The following is a 15,569-nucleotide window of genomic DNA, read 5'->3' as shown; positions in this document are numbered from 1 at the left end:
TTGTAGTAATTTCCGACGTATGGCGAGAAAATTGTAATTGAATCACTAATGACCTTTAGATACTGACGGTCATAAAGCTCTATACCAATATCCCCCAGCCGTATTGTCACCAGCGAAACTATATCGATTACAAAAACGTGATCTAGATCGCGATTTATTTAAATGCAACTACGCTGCATAAAACCACCTACTAGAAACACGGGTACTAGATACTTTTTCATATTAATCAAATGCTAAGGTTGAAAAATATACTATTAGTAATTTCTACATTGCATATAGAACACTCTACCAAATAAAACAAAAAACCAACATTTAATAACAGCAAAGCATCGCGTTGCAGCATATTCACCACAAACGTATACTCCCGCTTCAATTTTAAGCTGCAGGCTTTATGAAATACGTAAATCTGCTGTTACTTCTGTTACTAACCGCATGTGGAGGCGGTGGTTCAGAAGACACTGATACCGTGCCACAAAAACAATCGCACCCTGGATTTAAGATCCTTGATATCACACAGACGTTTGCACCTCAGCTTGCTATCACAACGAATATTACCGGTAAAATTGGAACCATAAGTTACCAGGTTGCAGAGGGTGCGGCTGACGATGTATTGCAAATATCAACAGATAAGCAAGGCTTATCTGTACTAAATGCAGGTTCAACTGAAGTTATCGCTATAGACAGTGGTAATAACCAATATCTGCCAGGCCGTATACGCTTCAATGTCACGGTAGAAAAAGCACCTCGTGCACCGATACTGACAAATGATCTAAGCCTAATTTATCAAGAAGCGACACGTCATCAAGCCTTTGCTAGTGGCGCTTTAGGTGAACTAGAATATGAGCTCAGTGCAGATCAAAGCGATCAAGTCGTACTGATTGACCTAGCTGGTGAGTTTTTGATCTGGGGCAGCGGAACAGTTTCAGTTGATGTTACCGATGATGGTGGCCGCAATTACCAACAAGACACCCAAAAATTCAATATTACTATTGAACCAGCATCAAGCTTATCCGCCAGCTTTAAAGATATTAAAAACAAACCATTTGTTATCGGCGCTAAACTTCTACCTGTATATAGTGGTGCTCCAGCCCAAGTTATCCATTACTCACTCGTCAAAGATACCAATTCTAACGTCGTTAAAGTCGACTCTGACACTGGAGAGATGAGTATTATTGGAGCTGGTACAACAGAAATCCAAGTCCAGCAAGAAGCACTGCAACACCACTCACCCATCGCAATGCAACGCTTTAAAGTACAGATTAATCAAGCAAGTAATCTTGAGTTACAAGTCCAAGATATCATAGTGCAGTATAGCGTGGACACTCAGTATGAAATTCCGGTTTCAGCTGCAAAAGGAACTCTACATTTCGCTGTGACCGACAATGTAAATAATGACATCATCAATATTATTGATGATGTAAAGGGTCTGTTTAGCTTTGAAAGCATTGGGGAAACTCAAGTAACAGTCACTGATAGCGGCAACCAGAACTATGCCAGCAGTAGTAAAGTTATTAATATCAAAGTCACACGTATTAATGATAATTCACTTAATAGCTTGGCAATCGAAAGCCGCTATCAAGCAAACTCACAGCTTCTACCTCAAGTAATTGGTGTCCATGGCCAACTGCATTTCAACCTTACTGATAATAGTGCAACTGATGTTGTCCTGGTTGAACCGAATACTGGAAAAATGACGATATTAAAGCCTGGTAAAGTGGAGGTGCTAGTAACGGATGATGGAGGTGATTTCTGGGAAAAACAACAAAAAACATTTAGTGTTTCAATCGACAAGAAAACCAACACGACTCTTTTACTTACCAATACTAGAATTGATTACACTCATAATGCTACTTTTACTCCCACCGTATTAAACAACAAAGGGAGTATGAGTTTCACCATAGATAATAGCGGCGATCATGTTTTCAACCAGGACTCTACTACTGGCATTATCACTTTAGTCGGCGCTGGACGAGGCTGGATAACTGCTGTTGATGCTGGAGACGATTATTATCACAGTGTCACGGAACGCTTTTTTGTCGATGTTTCTCCATTAAGTGGTAGCTTGTCTATTGCTTCAATACGTATCCCTTACTCTTCAGAGCGTGAGCTTGATATTCCAATATCGGGTAGTATTGGTCAATTGCAATGGCAATTTAAACACGGTCAGACTGACGTTGTTTCCATCAATGAAACTGCTCGTACGTTAACTATACATAATGCTGGTAATGCTACATTTATAGTCACTGATCCAGGTGATGCAGGTCATTTACCACAAAAAGCTGAGTTTAATATTATTATCGATAAGGCTGTCGAAAATTCTGAACTCGCACTCACAAATAAACTAATCACAGGTGAGTATTCTCCTGACGGCAAGCTTGCTGCTCCCACGATTATTGGGCGAGGGCCTAACAGCCAGATTAGTTATTATGGTGATCTCCAAGCCGCTAACGTGGTTATCGCTAATACTCAAACGGGGGAATTATCTGTAAAAGGCGCAGGTCTTGTGCAAGTGAGTGTTATCGAAGAAAGTCGAAACTTTGAACGCACAATCCGTTCGTTTAGCGTAAATATTGAGAAAGCCAAACACCCAGGTCTTGAGATAGATAATATCAATCAACAAGTAATTTTCTATCCAGATCGAAATGTCGAAGCGCCAACGATGGATAACCAATTCGGTGAATTAACGTTCCGCTTTCCTTTAACCGTCTCTCCTGAGTTTGCAGAACTCCACAGCAATGGTGATATCAAACTACATACCTACGCTAAATCAGGAGAAAATGCCTACCTAACCATAGAAGTTAATGACGACGGCGGGCAAAACTATAAACCAGCGTCCATAACTTACAAGCTACACGTAGCTGGAATAAAGTCAGGTTTAGGGGAAGAAGCGACTATCAGTTTTGATGCTGCTGATAAGCAGATTATATCGCCAATCTCTATTGCAGCTAATGAAGTTTCTTATTTCTCCGCTTTTGGTGGTAGAAAAGAGCTTAAGAACCATGATACTGGTGAGCAAAGCACTGGCTATTCAACGATGACGGTTCTAGTTTGTAAAGACCCTGCCACTTATAAAGGCTGTACCCTCGTGACATTAAGGCTGCAAAATACCAGTCATTGCAGTGACGGTAGCCAAGTTGGATTCCCTATTACCTCTAAAAGCATTCACACCTGCCCAGGGCTGACTCAACCAGTAAGCTCTGAGGTCACTGTTAGCCTAAATAAGAGCGATCCATTTAACGCTTGGTTTACTGAACCTGGAAGATATCAAACTAGAACTCCCATTGTACTGGTGCACTTTGCTAAGCCTTATCGACCTGGTGGAGTTATCGAGTATGGCGATATTCAATCTAGAGCATGGTGGTTAATCAACCTCGATATAACCAACAACTAACGAACCCTAAGACCAAGCCCAACTATTCGCTGGGCTTTTTATTGATAAACCTCTAACCGAAATACATATCATTTAATAGAAATATCTCTTTCAAACATTAACTCGCTTTAATGGTCATAAGGCTTATCATCTTTGAATGCTCAACAAATTCAAGCTAACATCAAGTAATTAATCTTAATTTTTGTGATCTAGCCAGCACAAATTCAGCCTTTGTTAGCGCATTCTGTGGCTAAGTATTAATCAGTGCGGTAATGAAATATAGATATCATTATGATTAAAATACAGTTTTTTACTTAAACTTAAAAACTAGGGATAATTATGAAATATTCACTTGGCGATCTTGTCTATCAAGGCGAAACATCTGGCGTCCATAATTGGGATACCTTAGCGGGCACCTCATTTTATTGGCATCCTGATTGGTTACATATTGCAGAAAATATGACTGGCCATACGCCAGCGATAACCATTGAACCAACCAAAAGTGCAACGACTAAAGAGGATGCGGCAGCCGCTATCGTTAAGCATCTTAATAAGTAACCGTGATTAATTGATTCGCTAACGGCCTGATGCAATGGCATTACGAGTGATTTTGTCGATCAGGCCGGGGGCGATTATTTTAAAAAATCGTCCTATACGACCTCTAAATGAGGTAATCAACAATCGTTTACGCTGCGCTATTGCGGGTAGCATTAGCTGTGCACATCGGTCAGCCGTCATGATTTTAGACTCTTGCATTGGCGTGGTCCCCAAAGGGTTTCCTTGACCATCTAGGGCTCTTTTATGGGTTTGAGTCACAACAAAATCTGGGCAGATCACTGTCACCGCAACATTATCGTCGCTTAACTCAATTCTCAACGAATCAAAGAAGCCAATCACCGCATGTTTAGAAGCGGCATAACCGCTACGAGCGGGTACTCCTGTCATTCCAGTAATCGAAGCCACGGCAACAATCTGACCTTCAGTCTGTTTAAGATAGGGGATCGCGGCATGACTAAGATAGGCTGGGGCCAAGTAGTTTACCTGCATTATTTGAGATAACACGCTTAAGTCTGTCAGTTCATCAAAGCGTGACCACATTGTCATGCCGGCATTATTGATTAGAATATCTAAACGCCCAAAACGCGCTATACATGCTTCAATTAAACTTTTGCACTGTGACGGTTGCGCTAAATCGGCTGCACACACCAAAGGCGGCAATCCTAATATTGTGAGCTCCGATGCTAAGGACGCTAATCGCTGTTGATTACGAGCACTAATCACTAACTGACAACCTAAGGGCGCAAGTGCAATGGCTAAGGCACGCCCAATACCTTCTGAGGCCCCCGTAACAATAATGACTTTGTCTTTGAAGCTATTCATATTTAATCCACATTTATCGCGATAACCCCAAATTCACATATAAAGCGTTAAACCGCAACTATCGCTATGCCGACCGTTGCAGCAGCGCATTAATTGGCTGGTAAGAATCTAGAGCCTTTGGCCGACCGATAGCATAGCCCTTGGCGTAGTTGACCCCAATTAGCTTGAGCTTAACAATAATCTCTTGGGTTTCAATAAACTCCGCCACGGTCTCGTTATCCATGACAATAAAACGCTGAAAAAATGATTAAGCAGTGACTCACTTACCATTGTTATACTTTTGTGATTATTTGGAGATACTCAGGTGATATCCCGTCGTCATGCTTTAACTATTCAGACAACGGAGATATACCATGAATGTTAACCACGTAACCAAAGCCCTCATACTAGGAAGTTTAATGAGCCTGCCTGCAACCGCTGCAGAGCTTGAAATCAGTGTGACAAATCTAACCCACGGTAACTATTTTACCCCGTTACTCATTGCTGCACATGATATGGATAGCCATCTATTTCAGGCCGGTGAGATGGCAACGCCTGCGCTACAAAAAATGGCTGAAGGGGGTGATATTGGCGATCTAGATGCTGCTGTTACAGGTGCAGGCGGTGTGACGATAGCCAACCCTGCGATGGGACTACTGGCGCCGAGTGCTAAAGTTGCAAGCATTATGCTCGATAGTGGTGAAATGACGCACTTATCGATTACCGCGATGGTATTGCCGACTAACGATGCATTTGTCGGCTTAGATGCTTGGAAGATCCCAACGGAAGCTGGCACTTATACTTTTACCCTTAATGCCTATGATGCTGGTACCGAAGCCAATGATGAGATCATTAATGGTGGCGGAGCAGCAGGAACGCCTGGGATCCCAGCAGCACCTGGTGGCGATGGCGGCATGAACGCCACTGGCGTAATGGATAGCAGTAGCAATGATAAAGTGCATATTCACCCTGGTGTGTTAGGTGATACTGACGTAAATGCTGGCACAAGTGATTTAGACAGCCGTGTTCATCGCTGGTTAAACCCTGTAGCTCGAGTGACTGTTGTCGTGAAATAGGAGATCAAACTATGAACTATCCTAAACTGAACTTTAAATACAGTGCCACGGCAATCATCGCTGTTGCAGCCATGAGCTTAGCGGGCTGCTCTGATAACGACAATGATTCATCTGCACCCGTCGAGCCGCCCGTCGTGGCACCTGTGATGCAAGACTACAGTGTGATGATAACCAACTTAACGGCTAACCAGCCAATGTCTCCGGTCGCTGTCGTGGCTCAAGAGAGCGGTAGTCGACTTTGGAGTACTGGCATGGCAGCCAGTGTTGCACTCGAGACCCTAGCTGAATCGGGTGATAGTAGTGAACTCGCAGGCGAAACGGGTGTCAATGAGCTCTTTAGCGGCGACGGAGTCTTAGTGCCAGGCGCCACTCAATCAATAACAATGAGCCTAGAGCAATCAAGCGTAGCAGACCTGTCTATCGTCACTATGCTCGTTAACACTAATGATGCTTTCGCAGGCACTACAGGTTTTAATCTTTCAACATTGGCTGTTGATGACACAACCACATTGCGAGTCATTGCATACGATGCTGGCACTGAGGCTAACTCTGAAGAAAAAGGGACAATACCTGGGCCTGCTGATGGCGGTGAAGGCTTTAATGCAGCCCGCGATGATAACGACAAAGTCCATGGTCATCCCGGTGTAATAAGTGCTGATGATGGACTCACTGATTCGGTATTGTCAGCTTCTCATCGCTTCGACAATCCCGTTATGATGATTAAGATCACGCGCACTAAATAGTCGCCAATGCTTAATTGATTAAAAAATTATCGAAATAAAAGTTCTTAAAGGTAGGTCTTGTTAAAAGGGATCGCCTTTGGGAGCTCGTCATGAACAGATCGAATACCACTTTCACCTCTGTTTCAAGCAAGAAAATATTATTGATTGAAGATGAACAAGACTTAGCAAAACTGGTCATGCTGAACCTTAAAAGCATGAATCATACAGTCACCCATTGCACCACTCTGCAGCAAGCTAACCAAGTGATAGCGACCAAGCAGATCGATCTGATTTTAATGGACAGAATGTTACCAGACGGCGATGGCATTACCCTTTGCCAACAGATCCGTGAAGCCGGTAATGAGATCCCCTGTATGTTACTAACAGCGAGAGACTCAGAAGCTGATGTGGTATTGGGTCTAGAGTCCGGTGCCGATGATTATCTTGTAAAACCTTTTAGCGTGTTAGAGCTCAGAGCTCGAGTCAAAGCATTACTGAGGCGAGGTAAACAGATTGAACATCAAGATGACTCATTAGAGTTCAATGGCATCACCATTAATTGTAGTACCCGCGAAGTTATCGCCTTTAATGAAACCTTAGCACTCACAGCTCGAGAGTTTGACCTATTACTTTATCTTGCTCAGCACCCTAAGCAGGTTTTCAGTCGCATGCAGCTTTTAGATGCCGTTTGGGGTTATTCCTACTCTGGCTATGAACATACCGTTAATACTCATATCAATCGCTTACGTAACAAATTAGCGCAGAGTTCATCCACCGCCGATTTAGTCAAAACGGTTTGGGGGGTTGGCTATAAATTTACCCCACCAGCCAATCAAGCCACTGCCTAGCTTGAGGTGAAAAGTCGTCATAGATGATCGTAAAGGCTAGCCTAAACGGAAAATGATAACGCCTAGTAGTATCCACGCGGCATCACCTAACATCAAAATGGAAATCGCTGTTCATCACGGCTAGCGACGGAGAAAAACCAATGAAGAGTTTATTTGGCCGCATATTATTGGCTGCCACCTTAGTTATTTTTATCCTCTTTATCGCACTGTGGCAGTGGTTACAATTCAGCCAAGACTTTAGCCGCAATCAAATTCAGCAATCATTACACCGAGATCTTGCTGAACATATGGCGCATATCAATCCACTCCTCTCGCAAGGGATCACCTCTGATGCCGCCTTAAAAGAAGCCTTTCACGACTTTATGTTATTGGGGCCGAGCTTTGAGATCTATACCTTAGATCGCCAAGGCAAGGTTATTGCCTACGACGCCAAAGAGGAAAAAATTAAGCAATCGCAAATTGACACCAACATCATTGATGATTTTATTCAGGGAGCAAACTTGCCGTTACTCGGCACCGATCCTAGATCTTCCAGTAAAGATAAGATTTTCTCCGCCGCAAGATTACTCGCACCAGACGGACAACAGACGGGTTATCTCTATGTCATTATTGGTGGGGAAGACTTTGATGCTTGGCAGTCAATTGTCAGCGAGCACCAAGCACCACAGTTTTGGACCACTGCGATTTTAATCGCCATAGGTTTCGCTTTGGTACTGTTCGTGTTGCTGCTCAAGTTATTTACCGCCCCACTCAGCCGCCTAGAAAACGACTTGCGTTTAGTCGCTAGCCAGCAGTTAAACGCTGGCGTTGTATTACCAAGGCAATACACCGGCAGCAGTGAAATCAATAAACTCAGCAGCCATATAAATACCTTACTTGAAGCATTGAGTCAGCAACATCAAGCGATTAACCGCCAGCAAGAAGAACGGCATGAGTTTATGTTGCACCTGTCGCACGACTTAAAGACCCCGCTCACATCACTGCAAGGTTATATCGACACTTGGCTATTATTACCACCACATGAACGTAGCAGCGACTTAATCGAAGTGGCAGCCAATGCCAGCCAACATCTGCAGCAACTCTTAGGGCAAATGCTTGAGTTAGAGGCGCTAGAAAATGGCCAAGTAACCCCAAATTGGAATGAGCTCCATCTGGTCGATTTACTGGAAGAGCTGCAGTTAACGTTTGCGCCTAGAGCAAACAGCAAAAAAGTAATGTTGAACTTTGTAGACAGCCACAACTTAACCGTTCGCACCGATCGACAACTATTGTTGCGGATCCTCAACAACTTAATTGATAACGCCATACGCTACACCCCAGAACAGGGAATGATTAAGATCCAAACCATCCGGGATCTGGCCACAAATAAAGTTTGGCTACAAGTTAGCGACAATGGTTCAGGTATGCATAAACATGAGCTAACAGCATTAAAGCGAATGACGCAAAAACCACTCGCAATGATGGCAAAACAAACCGCATTACCGCAATTAGGCGTAGGACTGGCCATCGTGCGGCAGTTACTGGAGATCTTGCAGTGTGATATTGAAATTAGCAGTCAGCCAGGAAAAGGCACTACGTTTAATATCAAGCTACAGGTGGTTTCGCAGTCATAGAGTTTATCTCGAACGATACGCGTTTAGACACTCTGACAGAGTTAATCTAAGCAAAGCGTAGTACAGAACAAAGCTATCGAAAAGTGATAGGGAGCATGTCCCTGTGTTTAGGATAGAAATCTTGGAAAGGTGCAGAATCGACACTTGCAGCCGCTGAGCTTTAGTGAATGATCAATCAGGCCAGACCAAGGTCATTATGGTCAGTTAGAGCAACGTCTAAAAAAGAAAGACCACCCTCGTGAGGGAGTGGCCAAACCCATTTGGAGGTTGGGTGCGACTCTAAAGTTTAAGAGTGAGGCAAATAAAATGGCGTCCTGCCCAAGTACATCCTTGTCGTACGGTAAAATAAATGGCTAAAGCAAGCCTGCTTGGACCAGTGTTCGTCAGTCAGCTCTTATTGGTGGCTGGCTTCAACTTAATCAGACTTGTCCACGATCGAATTAGTGACAACGACTGCAGGAGTCCTTAGCCAATGCTTCCTCATGCACCAGATGACAGTCATTACACAACATGGCGCCTTCATGATTCTTATGAACATCACTGTCCAACTCCTTCAAGGGCCCGTGGCAAGAGGCACAAGCCTCATTTTCAAAGGCCCCATCGTCCGAGGGGACCCCATCTTCGTGGCAGGCTTCACACCCTGACATTTTGGTATGGGAATCAGCAATTCCCCCCGCAAATACTGCTCCAGAGAAACTTAGTAGTATTGATAATACTAAGGCTTTAAACATGGTGAACTCCAAATTTGATAGTTAAGCGACAGTCATTTGTCCGGTATAGAGAATAAAATTACGCAGCAGTAATACTCCAATTAGGCTGCAACTGGCGGTGATAGCGACATAGGAGAATTTTCGCTTCGAAGACGCTTTCATGAAGAGATTAAACGCCAGTGGTAAACTTAGACCCAACACGACTATTCCCCCCCAGAATACCCAGCCCCAAAAACCTTCTCCGATGGCTCTCATGGCAGCGATTTTGCTCTGCCCCCCCGAGAGGATGAGTCCGATGAAGAAGGTAAACAACAGCACCATCTCCACCAAAATGATCGGGATCTCTATATTGTGTATGAAATGCACTTCTTTGCCGTCTGGATCTCCTTTAAGCAACACACCACCGAGCAAGGTTCCAGCAGCACCAGAAGACAAGCCAGAGATCAAAAATAGCAAGGGCAATACCGGATTATTCAACATAGGATAAGTGGTCAGCGCAGAAAGCAGGAAGCCGGTGTAAGCCCCCAGAGAAATCGCGAATATGGCTAAAAACCCCGTAATGCTTGGCTCATGCTTAACCAGAGTATTCAGTAACCTGATCACTAGAGGCCAACGGCCATTACACCAATTCAGTACCGGCGCTTTAAATACACAGATTAACCAGGCAAAGAGGATCAGTTGATAGATCATAAGTACGGCAACACCAACAGACATCACGGAAGTACTATTGTAAAAAACCAAGATCTTCCAAAAATCGAATGGCTTGGTAAGATCCAGCACCAAGATCCCAAGCCCTGCGAAGACGGCTAGGGGAGCGATGAGACAAGCGGCCTGAATGAAACCGGATTTATACGCGTCTTTACCCAACTTAAAATGTTTGAGTAGTATGGCAAAGGATATTGCTCCGGCGGATACTCCAGCCAGAAACAGATAAATGGCGATTGGCCAATGCCAGACTAGGCCATCAAAATGGAATGGACTCATAGCGTTATATCCCCTTCTTGTGATGCAATACGGAAAACTTTAGGCCGAGTGCCAAGCTCAGTCTTACTGCGATAATTGGGAGCGGTCTTAAGTACTTTGACAAGATTTGAGTCAGGATCTTTCAAATCCCCAAAGGTTAGTGCCTGGGTCGGACATGCTGACACGCATGCGGGCTGTCTCCCCTCTTTTAAGCGCGTCTCTTTGCAGAAATCACATTTATCAGCGGCATGGGTTACAGGATTAATAAAGCGCACCTGATAGGGACAGGCGGCGATACAATATTGGCAACCAACACACTTCCAGGAATTGACACTGACTATGCCCGTTTCAGGATCTTTATAAGCGGCCCCGGTGGGGCAAACTTTGACACATGGGGCATCTTCACATTGCTGGCAAGATTTACGCGTAAAACGAAAATATTGCTCTGGATATTCCCCATAGGGCCCTTCACGCTCAATCTCCAAACGACTGACCCCCTCGGGAACCTGATTCACCTCTCGGCAGGCAATGGAGCAGGCATCACAACCAATACATTTCGTTTCATCATGCACCAAGGCATATTTTTTCCCGTCCATTTCCACAGACTCAGTGGAACTCTTAGCAATCGTATAACCCGATGCGGCAACGACGACAGCACACGCGCTCTTAAGGAAGAGTCTTCTTGAGTTTTTCATTGGGTATCCTCCTGGTTATTTGGCACTATGGCAGCCGCTGCACATTTCGCTACGTTCAGGCGCTGTCACGCCTATGATAGGGTCGACTTCAGGGTGTAGCTGATGGCAACTGGCACAATTAACCTTGTTGGAATGCACATCGTGGGTCCAATCGGCCTGACTCAGCGTTTCTACATCATGACATTGAAGACATACCGCAGTTTGAACTGCACTTTTGGCGACAGATTTAGTGCCAAACCCAATAAGCTCGGATGCTTTTCTAGGATGGCCTGTCTTTTCTCCGTGGCAATTTTGGCAAGTTAGATCCAATGCATCATTAGCATGAAGCCCAAACATTTTCCCGTTGCGCTTGTGGCACATGATGCATTGTTTATTCTGGTTTATTTTTAACTCCGCTGTCGCTGCAGTCACTGCAGCAGAGTAGGATCCCAGCACTAGCACGGATACCAGTAATGGGACGGAAAATCTATCAATTCTGGACATAATGAGCCCTCACATAACGAGTGATACTGATTTATAATAAAATAGAAAAGGTGATGCCGCAGTCGATGCTACGGCACTCAGTTCGACTATGCGGCTAAGCCATTTCTGATAAGACTTTCATCCCACTTTTGATTCTTGGCCAGGTGAATGACTTTAACCCCGACTTCGGCTAATGAATTATCAATAAATTTAGATTGCTCGGGGGAGTTATGCTCAGGATCGGTGATCACTAGTTTTACTGATGAGGATTGACTATCGACCAGCACATAATCCAGATGACATCCTCTTAGATAGGAATGGACATCGGTTGACGTTTCCGCTTTATCAATATCTAGAATGCTATCGAGACAGGTTCCATATAAAATATTGTATTTGTCTTTAACTATGGTATTTAAATTATTAATGAAGCAGGCCGCTTTAGGTTCCATTGGGTGACGGCTAAATTTTATGTCCTCCCAAATAGATTCCGTATCGGTTGGTTTAAAAAACTTTATACAAGTAAGCGTAAACATCACTAAAACAAATGGCACCACAAGGAAAAAAACAAAGTACATAAAAGCATAACTTAAAATAATTGATACATTCATAAAAGCCTCCAAAACTACAGTTTGATTATTATATTTAACTTTTAAAACGTCATCAGTATTCGCATTCCATACCTTTAAAACATTGATTCAAATCAAACAATCAAATTAACTGGTATTTTTATATTTAAATAACAAGATCAAACATGACTTCTAAAAACTAAAATTAACAAAAGACAATTTTAATTATTGAAATTACATATATTTAAAATTTAAATTTCAAATATAACCACACAAAAATACTCACAAACTAAAACCAATTACAAAACAAATAAACAACAAATTAGTACAAACCAGATAGGGCATCCAATAATTACCTTCAAAAACAATAGCCTGAAGTGGCGCGGGTTAATTTACAAATTTAATTACTTATCAGAAAATCAACATTGAGATATTTAATATAGAGATAGTTATTATCAAAAATGTGAATAACAAAATAAGTGACTTAATAGACAATTTTACAAATCAATTTAAATAAAACAACATAAAGAATGAAAAAAGATTATTATTAAATAAGTAAAAACTATTTTAAAGAGGCATTATAAATGAGGGATATAAGCTTTAGCGACTTGGATTTACTCAGTTTAAATATACTAGTTCATCTCTATGAGAGTAAATCGGCAACGTCAGTATCTCACCAGTTAAACATACCCGCGCCGAAAATAAGTCGATGCCTCAAGCATGCTAGGGAAATCTTTGGCAATGAGCTATTCATCAGAAAAAAACATGGGCTAGTACCAAATGAATTCGCAGGGAAAATATACCCTATTGTGAAGGAGATTGTAGAATGTTCGAAAAACCTGCAAAAGCTACACGGAGAAAATAGTGTCGAACAGACTCATCACTTTGAAATAGCTTCACCTGATCTGATCTCCTACACATTCCCAAAAGTACTATTAACTTCGATTAGAAACGCGGGAAAAGATATGAGCTTTAATATCTCAACCTGCACAAGAAATTCAATAGATAGTATCGTCACCGGTGAGGTCAATATAGGTCTGTGCTGCTGCAACATGATTGAGGACATCAAGGACATAGATGAGCAGCTCGAAGCCATTCCATTAAAAAAACTGAATAAATTATTTCTCATCTGCCACCATGAACATCCAATACTCAAACAAGAGATCACCTTAGAATCGATTGCTGAGTATCCATTTGTTAATGTGAATGTTGATGTTACTAAACAAAAAATGAGTCCATTTCAAGCCTATTGCCATTTAAACGGTATTCAACTTAACACTGAGATGGATCTCAGCAGTCTATCCGGCTTATTTGAATACCTAAGATCAACCCAAGCCGTCGCCTTGCTCCCCTACAGCTCCATATATAACATGATAAACAGTACCCACAACCTGCATGCTTGTCGGATTTCAGATGTCGAGTCAGAGCGACTCTATATGCAAATCAAGGTGCCAACTTTATATCTGGTTTACAATAAGGCCAAAGCAGAGCCTAACCAGCAATGGTTATCCACTCAAATTCAAGGTTTGGTCAACACTGCACTGCACTGAGACTTTGGCATTATTAATAATGGGCTTAGCCATCTGTCCTTGGACATCAATAGTGAGTGAACAAGTACTCACTATTTTTTGAGGAAATATCGACACAGAACATACGGATTCAGGTTAAACGCAGGTATACCATTTTCCCCTAGCGATTAAACGGCAAGTTAGACCCCCTAATGAAACCTTTCATCTAGAAAGATTCCATTAGCGTTAAACTATCGATAGCCTGATGTTAGCGGGGTCTATTCTATAGTGACGAGTGATTTTGCCTGCTCATATTCGTCTTGCATAAAGTCAATTTTTCGCTTCATTATTTCCGACAAAAGATGTGTAAATTCATTCTCATTAGAATGATGATATTGCAGGTAATAATAATATTTTTGATGCTCTGCCGGCTCCAATTCTTTTTTAGCCTTAGCTAACTCAACATGACAAAAGTCTGTCGCATCGATAAAGTCAGTATCATCACGATTCTTAAAATATTGATAGGCAAAAATGGATGCGGTACAACACACGTCATCGGATTTAACGATATGATCCAGCGCCATGTTGTGGCAAGAGGTCTTTAAGATTAGCTTTAATTCCTCACCTCGTAGCTTCACAATGGATTCGAACCAGTTAGGCTTTGAGCCCACCTGGCAATAATTGATAAAAACCAGTCGATTTTCGATAAGCGATGAATAACTCAGGGGCTTTCGAAAAATGGGATGACCTTTCTTGGCGACAACGAACCGATAACTTACCTCACCCAGTTCAAGGTTTTCTATCATCTCGTGATAAGTCGAGTTAGCAGTGATTGCATAGTCCAGCTTACCTTGGGCAATCAGTTGGGAAACATTATCACACCAGGGCTGAATGTTAACGCTCACTTCCTGTTTCAAATGAACACAAACTTCCGATATTGCCTCCAAAAAAAATGCAGACATATGCTCCTGAACCGCCACATTAACAACACGTCTTACACCTGATTGACTCATAGCCACCTGATCTATTTCTTCCAGTGTAGCGACTATCGATTTAGCCAAAGGATAGATTTTTTCGGCCATCGAATTGGGTTGTAAACCATACTGCTGACGCACAAACAGTTCATTCTGGATGACTTCACGGAGGCTGCTTAAGGCACGGCTGACTTTAGGCTGAGTTGTATTTAGTTTCTCAGCTACGACACTGCAGTTCTTAAATTCAAATAAACCTATGAGAACTTTAAGTGTGAAATAATCTAATTTAGAGAGTTCCTTTCGCATTACAATACATCCATGAATATATATTAATATTTAAATTATTACTAAACAATAGCACTTGCAGCTATAGTAATCACATATAGACATGAATACAAAAAATAAAATGTAATTAAATCATTACCCAAGCTATATAGATTCCAATAGCAATGATACATTCAGTCACACTCCTCGTCATATAAAACAAAAAATGGCTTTAAAATATCAACAACGAATATAGAAGTGAAAAATGTAAATCAACTATATCAATAACTTACAATTAGAGATCTTACATTTACAAACGTTCAATTTAGATGTGGCGTTCTATTAAAGTAAGCGCCTGCATTCTCAATGTTACGTACTTTCGTATGAAATCGTTTAGAATAAAAATCACTAGTCCTAATTTACTCATTGTATATAAACT

At 42.2% G+C, this 15,569-nt stretch carries 15 protein-coding genes and 1 pseudogene; 8 read left to right on the top strand and 8 right to left on the bottom strand.

Annotated features, from left to right (window positions below):
• The first annotated feature begins 391 nt into the window (after positions 1-391).
• On the top strand, positions 392-3,391 hold the full coding sequence (locus tag CXF83_RS03585) for a hypothetical protein (RefSeq protein ID WP_101090364.1): 3,000 nt from the start codon (positions 392-394) through the stop codon (positions 3,389-3,391).
• Positions 3,392-3,709: 318 nt separating this feature from the next.
• Positions 3,710-3,928 carry a hypothetical protein gene (locus tag CXF83_RS03580; protein ID WP_101090365.1) on the top strand — a complete coding sequence of 73 codons (219 nt, stop codon included), beginning with the start codon at positions 3,710-3,712 and terminating at the stop codon, positions 3,926-3,928.
• A gap of 18 nt (positions 3,929-3,946) precedes the next feature.
• Here CXF83_RS03580 and CXF83_RS03575 read toward each other — a convergent pair whose 3' ends face one another.
• Together CXF83_RS03575 and CXF83_RS22455 are read right to left on the bottom strand one after the other, a co-directional pair.
• Positions 3,947-4,750, bottom strand: a complete 804-nt coding sequence (locus CXF83_RS03575) for an SDR family oxidoreductase (protein ID WP_101090366.1) — start codon at positions 4,748-4,750, stop codon at positions 3,947-3,949.
• A 64-nt stretch (positions 4,751-4,814) separates the two neighbouring features.
• Positions 4,815-4,973 (bottom strand): hypothetical protein, encoded by a 159-nt coding sequence (locus tag CXF83_RS22455; RefSeq protein ID WP_157822896.1) that lies wholly within the window; start codon positions 4,971-4,973, stop codon positions 4,815-4,817.
• Positions 4,974-5,103: 130 nt separating this feature from the next.
• Here CXF83_RS22455 and CXF83_RS03570 point away from each other — a divergent pair, with 130 nt between their 5' ends.
• From CXF83_RS03570 to CXF83_RS03555, 4 genes are all read left to right on the top strand, one after another.
• Positions 5,104-5,805 carry a spondin domain-containing protein gene (locus CXF83_RS03570; protein WP_101090367.1) on the top strand — a complete coding sequence of 234 codons (702 nt, stop codon included), beginning with the start codon at positions 5,104-5,106 and terminating at the stop codon, positions 5,803-5,805.
• 11 nt (positions 5,806-5,816) lie between these two features.
• The gene (locus tag CXF83_RS03565; RefSeq protein ID WP_101090368.1) at positions 5,817-6,548 is read left to right on the top strand and encodes a spondin domain-containing protein; all 732 of its coding nucleotides are present in this window, start codon (positions 5,817-5,819) and stop codon (positions 6,546-6,548) included.
• A gap of 89 nt (positions 6,549-6,637) precedes the next feature.
• Positions 6,638-7,375: a response regulator transcription factor gene (locus tag CXF83_RS03560; RefSeq protein WP_101090369.1), complete on the top strand. Its 738-nt coding sequence runs from the start codon at positions 6,638-6,640 to the stop codon at positions 7,373-7,375.
• 140 nt (positions 7,376-7,515) lie between these two features.
• On the top strand, positions 7,516-8,988 hold the full coding sequence (locus CXF83_RS03555; RefSeq protein WP_101090370.1) for a sensor histidine kinase: 1,473 nt from the start codon (positions 7,516-7,518) through the stop codon (positions 8,986-8,988).
• Between the two features lie 440 nt (positions 8,989-9,428).
• Here the strand turns inward: CXF83_RS03555 and CXF83_RS03550 are convergent, their stop codons facing one another.
• The 5 genes from CXF83_RS03550 to CXF83_RS03530 form a co-directional block, all read right to left on the bottom strand.
• The gene (locus CXF83_RS03550; RefSeq protein WP_101090371.1) at positions 9,429-9,719 is read right to left on the bottom strand and encodes a cytochrome c3 family protein; all 291 of its coding nucleotides are present in this window, start codon (positions 9,717-9,719) and stop codon (positions 9,429-9,431) included.
• 21 nt (positions 9,720-9,740) lie between these two features.
• Complete coding sequence (gene nrfD / locus CXF83_RS03545) at positions 9,741-10,682, bottom strand: cytochrome c nitrite reductase subunit NrfD (RefSeq protein WP_101090372.1); 942 nt, start codon at positions 10,680-10,682, stop codon at positions 9,741-9,743.
• Positions 10,679-11,356 carry a 4Fe-4S dicluster domain-containing protein gene (locus CXF83_RS03540; RefSeq protein WP_101090373.1) on the bottom strand — a complete coding sequence of 226 codons (678 nt, stop codon included), beginning with the start codon at positions 11,354-11,356 and terminating at the stop codon, positions 10,679-10,681. Before CXF83_RS03540 ends, nrfD begins: the two co-directional genes overlap by 4 nt.
• A 15-nt stretch (positions 11,357-11,371) precedes the next feature.
• Positions 11,372-11,839, bottom strand: a complete 468-nt coding sequence (locus CXF83_RS03535; RefSeq protein WP_101090374.1) for a cytochrome c3 family protein — start codon at positions 11,837-11,839, stop codon at positions 11,372-11,374.
• Positions 11,840-11,925: 86 nt separating this feature from the next.
• On the bottom strand, positions 11,926-12,426 hold the full coding sequence (locus CXF83_RS03530) for a DUF2726 domain-containing protein (RefSeq protein ID WP_101090375.1): 501 nt from the start codon (positions 12,424-12,426) through the stop codon (positions 11,926-11,928).
• 542 nt (positions 12,427-12,968) lie between these two features.
• Between CXF83_RS03530 and CXF83_RS22785 the strand changes: the two are divergent.
• Positions 12,969-13,157 (top strand): annotated as a pseudogene (locus CXF83_RS22785) (helix-turn-helix domain-containing protein); the annotation flags it as partial.
• 36 nt (positions 13,158-13,193) lie between these two features.
• Positions 13,194-13,934 carry a substrate-binding domain-containing protein gene (locus CXF83_RS03525; protein ID WP_232775055.1) on the top strand — a complete coding sequence of 247 codons (741 nt, stop codon included), beginning with the start codon at positions 13,194-13,196 and terminating at the stop codon, positions 13,932-13,934.
• 236 nt (positions 13,935-14,170) lie between these two features.
• Here the strand turns inward: CXF83_RS03525 and CXF83_RS03520 are convergent, their stop codons facing one another.
• Positions 14,171-15,172 (bottom strand): LysR family transcriptional regulator, encoded by a 1,002-nt coding sequence (locus tag CXF83_RS03520; protein ID WP_101097968.1) that lies wholly within the window; start codon positions 15,170-15,172, stop codon positions 14,171-14,173.
• Positions 15,173-15,569: the final 397 nt, after the last annotated feature.

This window comes from Shewanella sp. Choline-02u-19 (assembly GCF_002836205.1).
Classification (GTDB): Bacteria; Pseudomonadota; Gammaproteobacteria; order Enterobacterales; family Shewanellaceae; genus Shewanella.
Note: the sequence above shows the minus strand (reverse complement) of the source record. Positions and strands in the feature narration are given on the sequence as shown.